Origin of the sequence: Xanthomonas sp. DAR 35659 (assembly GCF_041242975.1) — a bacterium.
GTDB classification, from domain to species: Bacteria; Pseudomonadota; Gammaproteobacteria; order Xanthomonadales; family Xanthomonadaceae; genus Xanthomonas_A; species Xanthomonas_A medicagonis.
Genome location: NZ_CP162488.1, coordinates 1,085,494 through 1,103,186, shown reverse-complemented (window position 1 = coordinate 1,103,186; position 17,693 = coordinate 1,085,494). Strand labels below are relative to the sequence as shown.

The following is a 17,693-nucleotide window of genomic DNA, read 5'->3' as shown; positions in this document are numbered from 1 at the left end:
GACAGTCTGGCATGCGCCGCGGCTGCGGACGTATCCCGGCGCCGGTTCTTGCCCGGGATGGCGCCGCTGGACCTCGACCAGCCGGAACGAGGACCAGATTCGCCGCCGGTCGGGACGACCTCGATCTGGACCATTGGCGAGTGGCCGACGCGCACAGCGGGCGGGCGCGACGCCATGGCCGCGCGCATCGCGCACATTCCGGGCATCGGTACCATTCAAGCAGCGCCGCCCTGGGCCGATAGCGTGGCGTGAGCCGACTCCTTTCGACCTTCCTGCCGGCCGTGCGTGCCGCCGCGCGCCGCTGCGCGTTGCTGGCGGCGCTATGCACGCCGAGCCTGGCCGTGGCTGCGGCGGCCACGGTCGCCGCCGCCGACGATCCCGCGCTGCCAAGCAGCCTGGAGCACTTCGGCCTGGACGAGGGCCTGTCGCAACTCTCGATCAACGCGCTGCAGAGCGACGACCAGGGCTTCCTGTGGATCGGCACGCAGGAGGGGCTCAACCGCTTCGACGGCCACCTGTTCCGGACCTATCGGCACGAACTGGGCCCCAGCGACCGGCAAAGCCTGCTCAGCAGCAGCGTCGACAGCCTGGCCTTCGAGACGCGCGGCACCCGGCTGTGGCTGGGCACCAACGACGCGGGCCTGGAAGTGATCGAACTGGCCACCTGGCGGCGGCATCGGCTGGCGATGGCGCAGGGCCTGTCGCACAACCGGGTGACCAAGATCCTGATCGATCCGCAGGGCGGCGCCTGGCTCGGCACCGAGCGCGGCATCGACCACGTCGATGCCGCGGTGAGCCGCGTCGCCGCACTCGGCGGCGATGCGCCGGTGGTCGGCCTGACCTGGATGCCCGACGGCACGCGCGCGGTGGCGCTGGACCGGCAGTGCCGGCTGTGGCTGCTCAGCGCCACCGCGCGCGAGCCGCTGCCCGCGCCACCGGGCATCGGCGAATGCGTGGCGCTGCAGTCCGGACCGGAGGGCCTGTGGCTGGCCTCGGCCAGTGCCGGGCTGTTCAAGCTCGATCCGCGGGGCGCGGTCCTGGCGCACTGGAGCCGCGAGCAACTGCTGACCGAGCACGGCGATCTCAGCGCCCTGATCCGCCTGGCCGACGGACGCGTGCTGGTCGGTTCCAGCAACGCCACGGTGACGCAACTGGACAGCGCGGCGACGGCGCCGCAGCGGCTGCACTTCGACGCGCCGCCGCGCAGCGCGATCAACGGCTTCTACCAAGACGGCACCGGCACCTGGTGGATCGGCACCTACACCGGCGGCCTGTACCGGGTACGGCCATTGTCGACGGTGATCCGCAACGACGAGGAGAACCTCAGCGACACCGCAGCCTGGCCCAGCTCCAGCGTGCGCAGCCTCTGGCGCGACGGCGAGCGCATGCTGATCGGCACCGACCAGGGGCTGTTGCTGCGCGACGGCAACCGCGCGCCGTGGCGCAGTTCCGCGCCGATGGCCGCGCGCGCCGTGCGCGCCATCGCCCGCGACCGCAGCGGCTGGTGGCTGGGCACCCGCCACGGCCTGTGGCACCTGAGCGAGGGCGGCGCGCTGGCGCGCGTGGACGGGCTGGCCGACGAGCACGTGAACGACCTGCTGGGCGAAGGCGACACGCTCTGGGTCGCCACCCGCCGCGGCCTGACTCGGGTGGTCAACGGCCGCGTGCAGGACGACCCGCGCTGGGCGCCACTGGCCGGGCGGACGCTGACCCGCCTGTACCGCGACGCCCAGGGCACGCTGTGGATCGGCTGCAACGATTGCGGCCTGTGGCGCATGCGCGGCGATCGCGCGGCCGAGCCGTATCGTCCCGGCGGCACCGGCTTGTATGCGTCGGTGTGGTCGTTGCACGAACAGAACGGCGCGCTGTGGGTGGGCACCTTCTCCGGCGGGCTGTACCGGATCGACCTCAAGCGCGACTTCGCCACGCGCTATACCGATCGCGAAGGATTGAGCAGCAACGTCGTGTACACCATCCTGCCCGATCCGCAGGGACGGCTGTGGCTGAGCACCAACAACGGCCTGAGCGTGCTGGATCCGGCGACCCGCATCGTGCAGAACATCGGCCGCCGCGACGGCCTGCAGAACCAGGAGTACAACAGCGGCCACGGCTACCGCGACGACCGCGGCCTGCTGTACTTCGGCGGCACGCAGGGCGTGGACGTGGTCGATCCGCGCCGCCTGCCGCTGCGCAGCCCGCCGGCGCGCGCGGTACTGACCGACCTGCACGTGCTCGACGCCAGCGACACCCGCAACACCGGCGAGCGGCAGAGCGAGACCGATATCGTCTACGCGCACCGGATCGTGCTGGACCATCGCGACAACGTGTTCACCGTGGGCATGACCGCGATCGACTTCACCGCGCCCGGCACGGCGCGTCTGCGCTACCGGGTCGACGGCCTGCACAAGACCTGGATCTACCCGCAGACCGCGCACAGCGAGTTCTCGGTCAGCCACCTGCCGCCGGACCGGTACGCCCTGCACGTGCAGGCGGCCGGCCGCGACGGCCAGTTCGGCGCCTCGCGCACGCTGCAGATCGAGGTGCGGCCCCCGCCGTGGCGGCATCCGCTGGCCTATGCCGGCTACGCGCTGCTGGGCGTATTGCTGCTGGGCCTGACCACGCAGCGCGTGCGGCGCACGGTCAATCGCGAACGCGACATGGTCGAACTGCTGAACCTCACCGTCGCCGAGCGCACCCGGCAGTTGGAGCGCGCCAACCAGAAGCTGCTGCAGAGCAATGCGCAGTTGGAGGCGGCCACCCGCCTGGATCCGCTGACCCGGGTGTCCAACCGCCGCGAACTGCAGGACTGGCTGGCGCGCGAATGCCCGGCGCTGCGCGCCCAGCTCGACGCCGGCAGCAGCGTCGATGCGCTGTACTTCTTCATGATCGACGTGGACAACTTCAAGCGCATCAACGACGACTACGGGCACCAGGCCGGCGACACCGCGCTGGTGCAATGCGCCGACGCGCTGCGCGCGCTGTGCGGCGAGCGCGACCTGTTGGTGCGCTGGGGCGGCGAGGAGTTCCTGCTGGTCACCCGACTGCCGCGCGACACGGCCGCGCCGACGCTCGCCGAGCGCCTGCGCGCGGCGGTGGCGGCGCAGCGCTTCGTCCTGGAGCAGCGCGAGCTGGCGCTGACCTGTTCGATCGGCTTCGCGCCGTGGCCGCTGGTGGCGGCGTGGCCGGCGCTGGGCGACTGGGAGCAGAGCGTGGGCCTGGCCGACCGCTGCCTGTACGCGGCCAAGGGCGCCGGCAAGAACGCCTGGGTCGGCGTGGACGCCGGCCCGGCGCCGGATCGGCCGCGAGTGCAGGCCCTGCTGGCCGGCAGCCCGCCGGAACACCTCGGCGACAGCGTGCGCATCCTGCACTCCACCGCGCACGCGCCGCGCTTCGCGCGTTGAAGGGCCCGCCGCGCCAGTGCCTCAGCGCGGCGGCTTGCGGCGCATGCTGCTGCGCCAGGCCTGCAGAAACTGGCGGCGCTTGAGCGCGTCCAGGTACACCAGCAACCCCGGCCCAAGCGCGATCGGGCGCATCGCCGGGCGCGTCGCACGGTCCGCGGCGCCCGCCTCCGCCAGGATCGGCTGCAGCCGCGCCTCGCGCGACAACACCCGCTGGCCGCGCGGGGACAGCAGGTAATCGAGGAACCGGCGCGCCTCGGCCGCATGCGGCGTATCGCGCGGGATGACCGCGGTGCGCAGCGCGACCAGGGTGTAGTCCTCCGGCTGCACGATCGCCAGCGGCGCGCCGGCGTCGATCCGCGCCTGCGCATAGGAGCCGAGCACGTTGTAGGCCAGCAGCAGTTCGCCGCGACCGACCCGGTCCAGCAGCACGCCGGTGCGCTCTTCCAACACCACCTGGTTGTCGCCCAGCGCCGCCAGCAGCGCACCGGCCATGCTGCCGATCTGCCCGTCCTGGGTCGCGAACAGGTAGCCGACGCCACTGCGCTCCACGTCGTAGGTGCCGACCCTGCCGCGCAACGGCTGGCCCGGCGCGCGCAACAGTTCCAGCAACTGGCGACGCGTGCGCGGCACCTGCGCCGCCGGCAGCCGCGCGGTGTTGTAGACGATGGCCACCGGCTCGTAGCTGATCCCGAACACCTCGTGCCGCCACTGCGCCCATGCCGGCAACGCCTCGGTCTGCGGCGAGCGGTGCGCCAGCGCGTGGCCGTCGTTCGCCAGCTTGGTCTGCAGGTCCATGCTGGCGCTGATCAGCAGGTCGGCGCAGCGCGCACCAGGCGCCGGATGCAGGTAGCGCTGGTACATGTCCCAGGCGATCACGTCCTGGTAGACCACCTCGGTGCGCGGATGCAGTCGTTGATAGTCGCCAATCACCGCGGCGAACACCTCGATGTCGGTGGAGCCCTGGATGCACAGCCGCGCCTCGGGCACGCCCTGCGCCGGGAAGCGGCGGATATCGCCGGGCGCGGCCCACGCGGGGTGGTACACCGCGCAGCCGAGCAGCAACAGCGCCACGCGCAGCGAGCGAAACGGGGTCATGGATGCAACCTGGGCAGGCGCAGGCTGGCGATCAGGCCGCCGCCGACGCGATTGGAGAGATCGATGCGCCCGCCGTGGCCGTCGACCACGCGCTTGACGATCGCCAGGCCGAGCCCGGCGCCGCCGGCGGTCGCGCCCTCGCCGCGTGCGAAGCGTTCGAACACGCGCTCGGCATCGGCGGCGGCGATGCCGGGACCGTGATCGGCCACGGTCACCACGCACTCGCGCGCCTCGCAGGTCAGCGCCACCTGCAGCGCGCCATCGCCGCCGTACTTGCTGGCGTTGTCGATCAGGTTCTTGATCGCCTCGCGCAGCAGCAGGGCATCGCCGCGCACCAGTGCGGTCTCGCTGGCGATGGCCAGTTGCACGCGCGGACGCGGCTGCGCCTGCGGCAACGCCTCGTGCAAGGCCTGGTGCACCACCTCGGCCAGGTCCACGCTGGCGTAGCGCTGCAGGTTGGAGCGATGGATCACGCTGGCGTCGCTGAGCAACTGGTTGAGCAGCCGGCTCATGTGCGTGGCGTTGCGCTCGATCGCCTCCAGGCTGCGGCGCATGTCGCGCGGATCGTCGTCGTCCAGCGCCAGCTGCGCCTGCGCGCGCAGCGCCGCCAGCGGCGTGCGCATCTGGTGCGCGGCCTCGGCCATGAACGCGCGCAAGGTCTCGTTGCTGCTGGCCAGGCGCGCCATGAAGCGGTTCAGCGCCGCCACCATCTGGTGCATCTCCTGCGGCGCGGCCACCGCCAGCGGCTTCAGGTCCGACGGCTCGCGCCGCGACAGGTCGCGCTCGATCTTGTGCAACGGGCGCAGCGCGCGATACACGCCCAGCCACACCAGCGCCAGCGACAACAGCGACAGCAGCGCGATCGCGACCAGTGCATGCCACACCACGTCCTGCGCCAGCGACGCGCGCGCGCGCCGGGTCTGCCCCACCTGCACCCACACCTCGTCCTGCGCCGATGCCGACGACACCCGCCGCGCCACCACGACAAAGCGCACCTGCTCGCCGCTGTAGGCCGCATCGAACAACTGCGGCGGCGCGCCGGGGCGCGGCAGCGACGGCACGCGCGGCAGGTCGCCGTAGCCGGTGATGGTGCGACCGCGCGCATCGAACACGCGATAGAACACGCGGTCTTCCGGCGCCATCGCCAACAGGTCCAGCGCCGCGTACGGCAGGTCCACCTGCCATTCGCCCTCGGCCAACGCCACCGAATCGACGATCGACAGCGCCGAGGACACCAGCAGGTGGTCGTAGGAGCGGTTGGCCGCCCGCTGGCCGTAGTCGCGCGCGGCGAAGAACAGCGCGACCGCCCCGCATAGCGACAGCGCCCCCAGATACAGCAGCAGCGTGCGCCGGATCGATGGCGCCGGCAGCGCGGCCTCAGCCATCGCCGCCGCCATCGTGCGGCGGTGCCGGCGCGGCGTCGGCCGCCTCCAGCTTGTAGCCGACCCCGCGCACGGTGACGATGCGCAACGGCGCGCCGGCCAGCTTCTTGCGCAGGCGCCCGACGTACAGCTCGATCGCGTTCGGCCCGGCCTCGTCGTCGAAGCCGAACAGGCCGTTGCCGATCTCGTCCTTGCCCACCACCTGGCCGAGCCGGCCGATCAGGATCTCCAGCAACCGGTACTCGCGATTGGGCAGTTCGATCGGCACGCCGTCCAGGCTGACGCTGTGCGCGGCGTTGTCGAAGGCGAACCCGCCCAGTTGCACCACCTCGCTGGCCTGGCCGCGGTTGCGCCGCAGCAGCACCCGGCAACGCGCCTCGAACTCGCGGAAGTCGAACGGCTTGCCCAGGTAGTCGTCCGCGCCCACGTCCAGCGCCTGCACCCGGTCCTCGATGCCGTCGCGCGCGGTCAGCATCAGCACCGGCGTGGTATCGCCGCGCTCGCGCAATCCGGCCAACACCCGCAAGCCGTCGAGCCCGGGCAGGCCGATGTCCAGCACCACCAGGTCGAAACTCTGGTAGCGCAGCACGCTGGCCGCGCCCAACCCATCGCGCTGCCAATCCACCGCATGCCCGCTGCGGCGCATGCGCCGCACGATCGCATCGGCGAGGTCGGCGTTGTCTTCTACTAGGAGCAGGCGCATTGGGGCCGGGAACAGGGAATCGGGAATAGGGAATGGAAACGGCAACCGCAAAAGCCTAACGCATTCCGACACCCCGCTTTTTCCATTCCCGATTCCCCCTTCCCCATTCCCGGCCTTCCGACAGGTCGATGACAGCTAAGCCCGACTAGGCTGCGCCCATGCCGGTCCATGGCGGGTGCCGCCGGACCGATCCAATCGCTGCGACACGCACCTGGGAGGGGACGTGGAACTGAAGACTCTGACATTGGGCAGCGCCTGCGCGCTGCTGTGCCTGGCCGCAACGGCGCGCGCCGCCGACGACGACAGCGGCCCGGTCACGGCCGAACTCGGCGGGCGCCTGCACTGGGACTTCGCCCAGTTCGACAACGATGGCCGCGGCACGCCCAATCCCGACGACACCGAGATCCGCCGGCTGTGGCTAGATGTGTCCGGCAAGTTCTTCGGCTTCGGCTACAAGGTCGAAGGCGATTTCGCCGGGCTGCAGGACGACTTCAACGGCAAGGGCATCGAGGCCAAGGACGTCTACCTGACCCGCACCTTCGACGCCGGCACGCTGAGCATCGGCCAGTTCAAGCAGTACTTCTCGCTGGACGACCGCACCGGCTCCAACTTCGGCCAGTTCCTGGAACGCAGCGGCGCGGCCAGTACGCTGGCGCCGCTGTACCGCAAGGCGGTGTCGTGGCAGGCCGCCGGCAAGGACTACACCTGGGCCGCCAGCGTCTACAGCCTGGAAAGCATCGACGTGTCCAACATCAAGGGCGACGCGGTCGGCGGCCGCGGCACCTGGGCGCCGGGCGCGCGCGAGGGCGACGTGCTGCACCTGGGCCTGTCGCTGGCGCATGAGCGCTACGACCATCCCGGCGCCAACGGCGCGCCGGCCTTGAGCATCCGCCCGCGCCCGGCCGGGCATCTGTCCGACGACAGCCGCATCACCCTGGCGCGCTTCGCCGACGGCCGCGACACCGACGTGGACAAGTGGTCGCTGGAGTACGCGCAGGTGAGCGGCCCGCTGTCGTGGCAGGGCGAATTCAGCGGCGGCGTGTTCGACGACGGCGCGCAACGCGCGCAGGTGCTGTCCGCCTACGGCTTCGTGAGCTGGTTCGTCACCGGCGAATCGCGCCGCTACGACGGCAAGACCGGGCGCTTCACCCGCATCAAGCAGGTCAACCATCCGCGCGGCGCGTTCGAACTGGCGCTGCGCTACGACCGCATGCAGGGCACGCAGCACCTGGATGGCCAGGCGGATTTCCTCGATGCCTCGACCGCGTCGTGGACGCTGGCCGGCAACTGGTATCTCAAGCCCAACCTGCGGCTGATGCTGAACCTGATCGACAGCCGCAACCGCGATCACCTGGCCGGCACGACGCTTGACCATACCCGCGCGATCACTGGTCGCTTCCAGTATGACTTCTGATTCCGCTGTTCTCTGTAGGAGCGGCTTCAGCCGCGACAGGATCTTTCTGCTGCCTGGCTGTCGCGGCTGAAGCCGCTCCTACAAGAGCGCCACACCTCTTCCCCGCACCACCCAAGGAACTTCCATGCTGACCGCGCTCGGTTTCGGAATGGTCATCACCTTCATGTACCTGATCATGAGCAAGCGGCTATCGCCGCTGGTTGCACTGATCATCGTGCCGATCGTGTTCGCGCTGGCCGGCGGTTTCGGTACCGGCATCAACGAGATGATGCTGGAAGGCATCAAGAAGATCGCGCCGACCGGCGTGATGCTGATGTTCGCGATCCTGTACTTCGGGGTGATGATCGACGCCGGGCTGTTCGATCCGCTGGTGCGGCGCATCCTGCGCCTGGTCAAGGGCGACCCGATGAAGATCGTGGTCGGCACCGCGGTGCTGGCGCTGCTGATCTCGCTCGACGGCGACGGCTCCACCACCTACATGATCACCGTCTCGGCGATGCTGCCGCTGTACCGGCGCCTGGGCATGAACGCGCTGAACATGACCTGCGTGACCATCCTCGCCGGCGGCGTGATGAACCTGACGCCATGGGGCGGCCCGACCGCGCGCGCGGCCACCGCGCTGCACGTGGACCCGGCCGACGTGTTCGTGCCGTTGGTGCCGGCGATGGCGCTGGCGATCGCCGGCATCCTGGTCCTGGCCTGGTACCTGGGCATGCAGGAACGGCGCCGCCTGGGCGTGGCCACCCTGCCCGGCGACGCCTGGCTGGACAGCAGCGTGGCCGACGACGGCGATGCGCTGCCGACCGTGGAGGACGCCGAGGACATCAAGCGACCCAAGCTGCTGTGGGTGAACCTGGCGCTGACCCTGGCGCTGATGGCCGCGCTGGTGATCGGCGTGCTGCCGATGCCGGTGCTGTTCATGATCGGCTTCGCGCTGGCGCTACTGATCAACTATCCGAACCTGGCCGAACAGCGCCGGCGCCTGGTCAACCATGCCGGCAACGTGCTGTCGGTGGTGTCGCTGATCTTCGCCGCCGGCGTGTTCACCGGCATCCTCTCCAACACTGGCATGGTCGAGGCGATGTCGCGCAGCTTCCTGGCGGTGATCCCCGACGCCTGGGGCCCGTACCTGGCGGTGATCACCGCGATCGCCAGCATGCCGTTCACCTTCTTCATGTCCAACGACGCCTTCTACTTCGGCGTGCTGCCGATCCTGTCCGAAGCGGCCAGCCACTACGGCATCACCCCGGTGGAAATGGCCCGCGCCTCGCTGGCCGGCCAGCCAGTGCACCTGCTGAGCCCGCTGGTGCCGTCCACCTACCTGCTGGTCGGCCTGGCCAAGGTCGATTTCGCCGACCACCAGCGCTTCACCCTGAAGTGGGCGGTGCTGATTTCGCTGCTGCTGATGGCGGGCAGCCTGCTGTTCGCGCTGTATCCGCTGGCGGCTTGAGCGCCGCCGGGAATGGGGAATCGAGAATCGGGAATCGCAAGAGCACCCTCGCTTCCCACCATTCCCGATCCCCCATTCCCGATTCCCAACTCCGAAGGAGTTCTCCATGACCCTCAGAATCGCCTACGTCACCAGCGGCATGGGCAGCATCGGCACCGCCATCTGCCAGAAGCTGGCACGCAACGGCCATACCGTGGTCGCCGGCTGCGGCCCCAACTCGCCGCGCAAGTCGGCGTGGCTGCGCGAGCAGCGCGAGCTGGGCTTCGACTTCATCGCCTCCGAGGGCAACGCCACCGACTGGGATTCCACCGTCGCCGCGTTCGCCAAGGTCAAGGCCGAGGTCGGCGAGATCGACGTGCTGGTCAACAACGCCGGCGGCAGCCGCGACACCTTGTTCCGGCAGATGAGCCGCGAGGACTGGCAGGCGGTGATCGCCAGCAACCTCAATTCGCTGTTCAACATCACCAAGCAGGTGGTGGACGGCATGACCGCGCGCGGCTGGGGGCGCATCGTCAACATCGGCGCGGTCAGCGCGCAGAAGGGCCAGATCGGGCAGATCAACTACGCCACCGCCAAGGCCGCGATGCAGGGCTTCAGCCGTGCGCTGGCGCAGGAAGTGGCCTCGCGCGGAGTGACCGTCAACACCGTTTCGCCCGGCTACATCGCCAGCGCGGCGATCAGCAGCTTTCCGCCGGACGTGCTCGACCGTCTGGCCACCTCGGTGCCGCTGCGCCGGCTCGGCAAGCCCGAGGAGGTGGCCGCGCTGTGCGGCTGGCTGGCCTCCGACGAGGCGGCCTACGTCACCGGTGCCGACTACGCGGTCAACGGCGGCCTGCACATGGCGTAGGCGTGCGCCGCGATCGCCTGCGCACGCGCAGGCGTTCACGGCGCGGCGGGTGGCATACACTGCCGGTCCCGCTCCACGCGCCACCCGCCGCCACCGCATGCCCGACAATCCCGACCACAGCCCGCCCGGCGCGCGCCTGCAGATGGCCGATATCGCGCGCATGGCCGGCGTGTCCGAGTCCACCGTCTCGCGCGCGCTGGCCGACAGCCCGGTAGTCGCCAAGCGCACCCGCGCCTACATCAAACAGTTGGCGCGCGAGGCCGGCTATCGCGTCGATCCGGTCGCGCGCAGCCTGCGCTCGCGGCGCTCCAACATCGTCTGCGTCGCCGTGCCACTGATGCACGCGCATGAGCAGCCGCTGTCGGACCCGTTCATGATGACCATGCTGGCGCTGCTCGCCGATGCGTTGACCGCGCGCGGCTGCAGCATGCTGCTGTCCAAGCTGGACCGTCACCAGGACCACTGGGTCGAGGACCTGGCCAGCGGCAGCCGCGCCGACGGCGTGATCATGCTCGGGCAGAGTTCCGAACACGCCGCCCTGGACGCGGCCGCGCGCGGCGGCCTGCCGATGGTGGTGTGGGGCAGCCGCATCGACGGCCAGGCCTACGTCAGCATCGGCAGCGACAACCTGCGCGGCGGCGAACTGGCCACCGCGCACCTGATCGAAATCGGTCGCCGGCGCATCGCCTTCCTGGGCGACGAGCGGTTGCCGGAAGTGGCGCCGCGTTTCGCCGGCTACCGGAGCATGCTTGAGCGCCATGGCCTGGAATTCGATCCCCGGCTGCACGCGCGCAGCCATTTTCTCAGCGAGGACGCCTACCGGTTGACGCGGGCGATGCTGAAGAAAGCCGATCCGCCCGATGCCGTGTTCGCCGCCTCCGACGTGATCGCGCTGGGCGCGATCCGCGCGCTGACCGAGGCCGGCCACCGCGTGCCGCAGGACATCTCGCTGGTCGGCTTCGACGACATCCCGCTGGCCGCCTATAGCCAGCCGCCGCTGACCACGGTGCGCCAGGATCTGGCGCAGGCGGCGACGCTGCTGGTGAACGGCGTGCTGGGCCTGATCGCCGGCGAGCCGCTGGAATCGGTGGAACTGGCGGTGCGGCTGGTGGTGCGCGATTCGGCGTGAGGAGCCGGGAATGGGGAATCGGGAGTAGGGAATCGGAAAAGCGCGGCGGCGCGAACTGAAGCCTTATCGACGTCCCTTCTTCGATTCCCCATTCCCGATTCCCGATTCCCGGCCCTTGACCAACAGCATCGCCACCGCCGCCATCAACATCAGCGCCCCGGCCAGGCGGATCACGTTGCGCGCGTCGCCGTGCAGTAGGGAATCGAAGTACATCGGCAAGGTCACGATCTGGATCAGCATCGGCAGCACGATGAACAGGTTGAACAGGCCCATGTACACACCGGTGCGTTCGGGCGGAATGCTGTCGGCGAGCATCAGGTAGGGATTGCCCATCATGCTCGCCCAGGCCAGGCCGATGCCGACCATCGGCAGCAGCAGCAGCCAGCGGTCGTGGATCGCCGGCAGCAAACACATGCCGATGCCGGCGGCGAGCAGGCAGGCCGCGTGCGTGGCCTTGGGGCCGAACCGGCGCGCCACCGGCACCATCGCGAACGCGGCAAGGAAAGCAACGAAGTTGTAGAAGCCGCCGATCTGGCCGTTGACCAGGCCGGCTTCGCGGAAGCCGTGCGAATCGGCCTCGGTGGTGCCGAACAGGGTGGTCGACAGCGACAGCACGATGTATTGCCAGTAGCAGAACATCGCATACCACTGGAACAGCATCACCGGCGCCATCTGCTTCATCGTCGGCGGCATGTGCCGCACCGCATCGGCGATCTCGCGCAGCGTGGCCAGCGGCCCGGCCGGCGCGCCGCGCAGGCGCGCCAATTCCAGCGGCGGCAACACCGGCTCGCGCACGCTGCGCGCGGTGAGCAGGATCGAGGCGGCGGAGAATCCCGCGCCGATCGCGAAGGCGGCGATGGTGACGTAGGGGATGCGATGCGCATTGGCCGCGTCCTGGTTCATGCCGAACCACACCAGCAGCGGCGGCGTCACATAGGCCAAGGTCTGGCCCAGCCCGGTGAAGGCGCTCTGGGTGAGGTAGCCCAGCGGGCGCTGGCGCGGCGCCAGCACGTCGCTGACCAGGGCGCGATACGGCTCCATCGCCACGTTGTTGGCCGCGTCGAGCATCCACAGCAGGCTCACCGCCATCCATAGCGCCACGCTGAAGGGCATCAGCAGCAGGCACAGGCTGCACACCAGCGCGCCGACCACCATGTACGGCATGCGCCGGCCCCAGCGGGTGACGGTGCGGTCGCTCAGCGCGCCGACCAGCGGCTGCAGCACCAGCCCGGTGATCGGACCGGCCAACCACAGGTACGGCAGGCTGGCGTGATCGGCGCCCAGGTAGTTGTAGATCGGGCTCATGTTGCTCTGCTGCAGACCGAAGCTGTACTGCACGCCGAAGAAGCCGGCATTGAGCGCCAGCACGCGCGACAGCGGAAGCAAGGGGCGATCGGAGCGCATGGGCATTAGCCTGACAGGAAGCCAAGGACACCGCGGGCGGCGGACCGCGGCGGCGGAGCGAATGTTCGGGTCTTTGCAATCGTTTGTAACGCTGCGCCGCACCACGAGATCGCGGAAAACAAAAGACTTTTCTCACACGACCGTGGCGGATGCGAACTTTGCTGCACTGCAAGTTGCAATCGATTGTAGAGCGCCGTATCACTGCGCCACCCCACCGCCTGCCCGGCATGGGCGAAGCGCCGGCCCACGCCGCCGCACGCCGCATGCAGGCCCTACCCGCGTCACCCCTCGCTTCGGGAGAGATAGCGATGCACCACCCTTCGATCCGCCTGCATACCCTGGCCTGGGCCGTCGCCGCGGCGCTGGCCGCCCCGGCGGCCTTCGCCCAGGACGCGGCCGCGCCCGCCGCCCAGCCCAATCCCGCGCAAGGCGACGTGGTCAGCCTGGATTCGGTCTTCGTGACCGGCACCGCCACGCCCAAGAGCAAGCTCACCTCCAGCGTCTCGGTGAGCACCGTCGGCGCCGAGGCGATCGAACAATCGGCGCCGCGCAGCACCGCCGAGATCTTCCGCAACATCCCCGGCATCCGGTCCGAATCCACCGGCGGCGAAGGCAACGCCAACATCGCCGTGCGCGGCCTGCCGGTCGCTTCCGGCGGCGCCAAGTTCCTGCAGTTGCAGGAAGACGGCCTGCCGGTGCTGGAGTTCGGCGACATCGCCTTCGGCAACGCCGACATCTTCCTGCGCGCCGACTACAGCCTGGAGCGCATCGAGGCGATCCGCGGCGGCTCGGCCTCCACCTTCGCCAGCAACTCGCCCGGCGGCATCATCAACTTCATCAGCAAGACCGGCGAGACCGCCGGCGGCAGCATCGGCCTCACCCGCGGCCTGGGCGGCTACGACAACACCCGCCTGGACTTCGACTACGGTGCGCCGTTCGCCGAGCACTGGCAGTTCAACGTCGGCGGCTTCTACCGCCGCGGCGACGGCGTGCGCGACGCCGGTTACACCACCGACAAGGGCGGCCAACTCAAGGCCAACCTGACCCGGCTGTTCGACAACGGCTACGTGCGCGTCTACGCCAAGTACCTCAACGACCGCGCCGCCGGCTACCTGCCGGTGCCGACCCGGACCAGCGGCAGCGACGGGTCGCCGCACTTCGGCAGCATCGACGGCTTCGATCCCGGCACCGACACGCTGTACAGCCCCTACTTCCGCAGCAGCGCCACGCTGGATGGCGGCAACAAGCCGTCGCGGGTGGACCTGGGCGACGGCATGCATCCGGTGTCGCGCGCGTTCGGTGCCGAGGCGCAGTTCGAGCTGGGCGGCTGGACCCTGACCGACAAGTTCCGCATCGCCGACACGTCCGGCCGCTTCGTCGCGCCGTTCCCCGCGCAGGTCACCGATGCCGCGACCCTGGCCGCCAGCATCGGCGGCGCCGGCGCCAGCCTGCGCTACGTCGACGGCCCGAACGCCGGCCAGGCCTACAGCGGCCTGGCGCTGCGCACGCATCTGTTCAACGTGCACCTCAACGACCTGGGCAACGCGGTCAACGACCTCAGCCTGGCGCGCGACTTCGCGGCGGCCGACGGCGGCACGCTCAACCTCAAGGCCGGCTGGTACACCTCGCGGCAGACCATCGACGTGGACTGGACCTGGAACTCCTACGTGCAGTCGCTGGCGCACCGTCCGCGGCTGCTCGACGTGGTCGACGCCGGCGGCGGCCTGCTGTCGCAGGACGGCCTGTATGCCTACGGCGTGCCGTACTGGGGCCTGGACACTACCCGCCACTACGACGTGCGCTACGACATCAATGCGCCGTACCTGGCGCTGAGCTGGGACCAGGGCCCGCTGAGCGTGGACGGCAGCCTGCGCTACGACATGGGTCGCGCCCGCGGCAACACCGCCGGCGGCCTGCTGGCCAGCAACGTCGATGTCGACGGCGACGGCGTGATCGAGGCGCCCGAGCGCAGCGTGGCGACCATCGACTACGCCAATCCCAAGCCGGTACGCTACGACTGGAACTACCTGTCGTACTCGCTCGGCGGCAACTACATGCTCAACGACGACCTGGCCGCGTTCGCGCGCTACAGCCGCGGCGCCCGCGCCAATGCCGACCGCCTGCTGTTCGGCGTGGTCCGCGCCGACGGTTCGGTGTCCTCCAACGAGGCGGTGAACGTGGTCAAGCAGCTCGAAGGCGGGCTGAAATGGCGCAGCGGCGGGCTGAGCCTGTTCGCCACCGCCTTCGCCGCACGCACCCAGGAGCAGAACTACGAAGCCACCACCCAGCGCTTCTTCGACCGCACCTACAAGGCGCATGGCCTGGAACTGGAGGCTGCGTACCGCAGCGGCGGCTTCAACCTCAACGGCGGGCTGACCTGGACCGACGCCACCATCGACAAGGACCAGATCACCCCGGCCAACGCCGGCAACACCCCGCGCCGCCAGGCCCGCTTCGTCTGGCAGTTGACCCCCAGCTACCGCGGCGAACGCTACACCGTGGGCGTCAACGCGATCGGCACCAGCTCGGCCTACACCCAGGACAGCAACCAACTGAAGATGCCCGGCTACACGCAGGTCAACCTGTTCGCCGACTATCGCATCACCGACGCGCTGACCGTCTCGCTCAACGTCAACAACCTGTTCGACACCTTCGGCCTGACCGAAGCCGAGGAAGGGTCGATCGCCGATGCCTCCTCCGACGTGATCCGCGCGCGCTCGATCCCGGGCCGCACGTCCAGCATCAGCCTGCGCTACGACTTCTGACGAGGACCGCACCTCCGCGCCCCGCCCGGGGCGCGGACGATCTGCCCATGACCGCCCCCACCCCCATCGCCCTCTCCCGTCTCGCCAGCACGCTGTGGCAGGCGCATCTCGATCCGGACGCCGCCGCGGCGCTGCTGCCGCGCCTGCAGCGCCATGGCGAACGCCTGCTGGCGCCGCTGCAAGCGCTGTACGGCGCGCATCCGGCGTTCGCGCAGTGGCTGCCGCAGTGGTTGACGCAACTGGCCGCCGCCGCCAACGCGCGCCCACCAGCGCTGCGCCGGCTCGATGCCGAGCGCGCCCCCGACTGGTTCGCCAGCCCGGCGATGCTCGGCTACAGCGCCTACGTGGACCGCTTCGCCGGCACCCTGGCCGGCGTCGGCGAACGCGTGCCGTACCTGCAGGAGCTGGGCGTACGCTACCTGCATCTGCTGCCGTTCCTGCGCATGCGCGCCGGCGACAACGACGGCGGCTTCGCGGTCAGCGACTACGGCCAGGTCGAGCCGCGGCTCGGCGACAACGCCGACCTGGCCGCGCTGACCGCGCGCCTGCGCGAAGCCGGCATCAGCCTGTGCGCCGACTTCGTGCTCAACCACACCGCCGACGACCATCCGTGGGCGCTGGCGGCCAAGCGCGGCGACACGCGCAGCCTGGACTACTACCACCACTTCCCCGACCGCACCGCACCGGACGCCTACGAAGGCACCCTCGCCCAGGTGTTCCCGCACACCGCGCCGGGCAACTTCACCTGGGTCGAGGAGGCCGGCGCCTGGCTGTGGACCACGTTCTATCCCTACCAGTGGGATCTGGACTGGAGCAACCCGGCGGTGTTCGGCGAGATGGCGCTGGCGCTGCTGCACCTGGCCAACCTGGGCGTGGAGGTGTTCCGCCTGGATTCCACCGCCTACCTGTGGAAGCGTCCGGGCACCGCCTGCATGAACCAGCCGGAGGCGCACACCATCCTGCAGGCGCTGCGCGCGCTCACCGACATCCTGGCCCCGGCGGTGCTGCTGAAGGCCGAGGCGATCGTGCCGATGGCGCAGTTGCCGCCCTACTTCGGCGACGGCGACGCACGCGGCCACGAATGCCATCTGGCCTACCACAGCACCCTGATGGCGGCCGGCTGGGTGGCGCTGGCCGAGCAGCGCGGCGACATCGTGCAGGCGGCGATCGCACGCACCCCGGCGCTGCCGCCGGCCTGCGGCTGGCTCAGCTACGTGCGCTGCCACGACGACATCGGCTGGAACGTGCTGCAGCGCGAAGCCGCCGGCGACGATGGCGTCGCCCCGTTCGCGCTGGCGCGCATCGCCCAGTTCTATGCCGGCCGCACGTCGGACAGCTATGCGCGCGGCGAAGCATTCCAGAGTAGCGGCGATGGCGTGCACGGCAGCAACGGCATGAGCGCGGCACTGACCGGCATCGCCGCGGCGCTGGCCGCCGATGACGCCGACGCGCTGGAGTTGGGCGTGCGCCGCCTACTGCTGCTGTACGCCGTGGCGCTGGCGATGCCCGGCATCCCGCTGCTGTACATGGGCGACGAACTGGCGCTGGGCAACGACGAGGACTATCGCAACGATCCGCTGCGCCGCCATGAAGGCCGCTGGCTGCATCGCCCGATCATGGATTGGGCACGTGCCGCACAGCGCCACGACCGCGACGCGCTCGCCGGCCAGGTGTACATCCGCCTGCGTCGCCTGATCGCCGCGCGCGCCACCACTGCCGCCCTGGCCGCCACTCAACCGCTGCGTGCGCTGCCGCTGGGCGACCCGGCCCTGCTCGGCATCGCCCGCGGCGAGGACTTCGTCGCGGCCTACAATTTCAGCGCGCAGCCGGTGGCGGTGGATCGCAGCGCATTGGGCAGCGGCCACTGGCAGGCCATCGCCGATGGCGGAATCGATGCGGCCACGCCACAGGCATGGGATGGCATCTTGCCGGCCTACGGCTTGCGCTGGTGGCGGCGTGGCTGAGCGAAGAATACCGTCCGGATCTCTGCGCGGCTCCGGATGCAGTCGCGGCTGAAGCCGCTCCTACAGGGGCCGCGCGTAGTTGTAGGAGCGGCTTCAGCCGCGACAAGCGAAGTCCAGATACCTGCGCGGCTCCGCACTC

The 17,693-nt window shown here is 70.2% G+C and carries 12 protein-coding genes; 8 read left to right on the top strand and 4 right to left on the bottom strand.

The features are described 5' to 3' along the window. The first annotated feature begins 57 nt into the window (after nt 1–57). Nucleotides 58–252: a hypothetical protein gene (locus tag AB3X07_RS04735; protein WP_369943211.1), complete on the top strand. Its 195-nt coding sequence runs from the start codon at nt 58–60 to the stop codon at nt 250–252. After that, nucleotides 249–3,401, top strand: coding sequence for a diguanylate cyclase domain-containing protein (locus AB3X07_RS04730; RefSeq protein ID WP_369943209.1), 3,153 nt, complete (start codon nt 249–251; stop codon nt 3,399–3,401). The genes AB3X07_RS04735 and AB3X07_RS04730 overlap by 4 nt, the downstream gene beginning before the upstream one ends. Nucleotides 3,402–3,422: 21 nt before the next feature. On the opposite strand, the gene AB3X07_RS04725 is transcribed toward AB3X07_RS04730, so the two are convergent. Genes AB3X07_RS04725 through AB3X07_RS04715 form a run of 3 tightly spaced genes read right to left on the bottom strand, consistent with a single transcriptional unit; the run spans nt 3,423 to nt 6,581 of the window. Beyond that, the gene (locus AB3X07_RS04725) at nt 3,423–4,496 is read right to left on the bottom strand and encodes an ABC transporter substrate-binding protein (protein ID WP_369943207.1); all 1,074 of its coding nucleotides are present in this window, start codon (nt 4,494–4,496) and stop codon (nt 3,423–3,425) included. Beyond that, nucleotides 4,493–5,881 (bottom strand): sensor histidine kinase N-terminal domain-containing protein, encoded by a 1,389-nt coding sequence (locus tag AB3X07_RS04720; RefSeq protein ID WP_369943205.1) that lies wholly within the window; start codon nt 5,879–5,881, stop codon nt 4,493–4,495. Before AB3X07_RS04720 ends, AB3X07_RS04725 begins: the two co-directional genes overlap by 4 nt. Then, nucleotides 5,874–6,581: a response regulator gene (locus tag AB3X07_RS04715; protein WP_369943203.1), complete on the bottom strand. Its 708-nt coding sequence runs from the start codon at nt 6,579–6,581 to the stop codon at nt 5,874–5,876. The genes AB3X07_RS04720 and AB3X07_RS04715 overlap by 8 nt, the downstream gene beginning before the upstream one ends. Before the next feature lie 223 nt (nt 6,582–6,804). On the opposite strand from AB3X07_RS04715, the gene AB3X07_RS04710 reads away from it, so the two are divergent. The 4 genes from AB3X07_RS04710 to AB3X07_RS04695 all read left to right on the top strand — a co-directional run bounded on the left by AB3X07_RS04710 (nt 6,805) and on the right by AB3X07_RS04695 (nt 11,421). After that, nucleotides 6,805–7,995, top strand: a complete 1,191-nt coding sequence (locus AB3X07_RS04710; protein ID WP_369943201.1) for an OprO/OprP family phosphate-selective porin — start codon at nt 6,805–6,807, stop codon at nt 7,993–7,995. 124 nt (nt 7,996–8,119) lie between these two features. After that, nucleotides 8,120–9,445 carry a CitMHS family transporter gene (locus AB3X07_RS04705; protein ID WP_369943199.1) on the top strand — a complete coding sequence of 442 codons (1,326 nt, stop codon included), beginning with the start codon at nt 8,120–8,122 and terminating at the stop codon, nt 9,443–9,445. Nucleotides 9,446–9,551: 106 nt separating this feature from the next. Then, nucleotides 9,552–10,292, top strand: coding sequence for an acetoacetyl-CoA reductase (gene phbB / locus AB3X07_RS04700; protein ID WP_369943197.1), 741 nt, complete (start codon nt 9,552–9,554; stop codon nt 10,290–10,292). Nucleotides 10,293–10,389: 97 nt separating this feature from the next. Next, nucleotides 10,390–11,421, top strand: coding sequence for a LacI family DNA-binding transcriptional regulator (locus AB3X07_RS04695; protein ID WP_369943195.1), 1,032 nt, complete (start codon nt 10,390–10,392; stop codon nt 11,419–11,421). Between the two features lie 63 nt (nt 11,422–11,484). Here AB3X07_RS04695 and AB3X07_RS04690 read toward each other — a convergent pair whose 3' ends face one another. Continuing rightward, a complete protein-coding gene (locus AB3X07_RS04690; RefSeq protein WP_369943194.1) occupies nt 11,485–12,825 on the bottom strand; it encodes an MFS transporter in 1,341 nt (446 codons plus the stop codon). Between the two features lie 308 nt (nt 12,826–13,133). Between AB3X07_RS04690 and AB3X07_RS04685 the strand changes: the two genes are divergently transcribed. Further along, complete coding sequence (locus AB3X07_RS04685; RefSeq protein ID WP_369943192.1) at nt 13,134–15,590, top strand: TonB-dependent receptor domain-containing protein; 2,457 nt, start codon at nt 13,134–13,136, stop codon at nt 15,588–15,590. 47 nt (nt 15,591–15,637) lie between these two features. Beyond that, nucleotides 15,638–17,554 (top strand): alpha-amylase family glycosyl hydrolase, encoded by a 1,917-nt coding sequence (locus tag AB3X07_RS04680; RefSeq protein WP_369943190.1) that lies wholly within the window; start codon nt 15,638–15,640, stop codon nt 17,552–17,554. The last annotated feature ends 139 nt before the right edge of the window (nt 17,555–17,693 follow it).

Excerpts from the sequence above, each read along its gene's own strand:
- AB3X07_RS04715 (WP_369943203.1), bottom strand. The coding sequence starts at position 6,581 with ATGCGCCTGCTCCTAGTAGAAGACAACGCCGACCTCGCCGATGCGATC.
- AB3X07_RS04705 (WP_369943199.1), top strand. The coding sequence starts at position 8,120 with ATGCTGACCGCGCTCGGTTTCGGAATGGTCATCACCTTCATGTACCTG.
- AB3X07_RS04695 (WP_369943195.1), top strand. The coding sequence starts at position 10,390 with ATGCCCGACAATCCCGACCACAGCCCGCCCGGCGCGCGCCTGCAGATG.
- AB3X07_RS04685 (WP_369943192.1), top strand. The coding sequence starts at position 13,134 with ATGCACCACCCTTCGATCCGCCTGCATACCCTGGCCTGGGCCGTCGCC.
- phbB (WP_369943197.1), top strand. The coding sequence starts at position 9,552 with ATGACCCTCAGAATCGCCTACGTCACCAGCGGCATGGGCAGCATCGGC.
- AB3X07_RS04720 (WP_369943205.1), bottom strand. The coding sequence starts at position 5,881 with ATGGCTGAGGCCGCGCTGCCGGCGCCATCGATCCGGCGCACGCTGCTG.
- AB3X07_RS04735 (WP_369943211.1), top strand. The coding sequence starts at position 58 with ATGGCGCCGCTGGACCTCGACCAGCCGGAACGAGGACCAGATTCGCCG.
- AB3X07_RS04680 (WP_369943190.1), top strand. The coding sequence starts at position 15,638 with ATGACCGCCCCCACCCCCATCGCCCTCTCCCGTCTCGCCAGCACGCTG.
- AB3X07_RS04725 (WP_369943207.1), bottom strand. The coding sequence starts at position 4,496 with ATGACCCCGTTTCGCTCGCTGCGCGTGGCGCTGTTGCTGCTCGGCTGC.
- AB3X07_RS04690 (WP_369943194.1), bottom strand. The coding sequence starts at position 12,825 with ATGCGCTCCGATCGCCCCTTGCTTCCGCTGTCGCGCGTGCTGGCGCTC.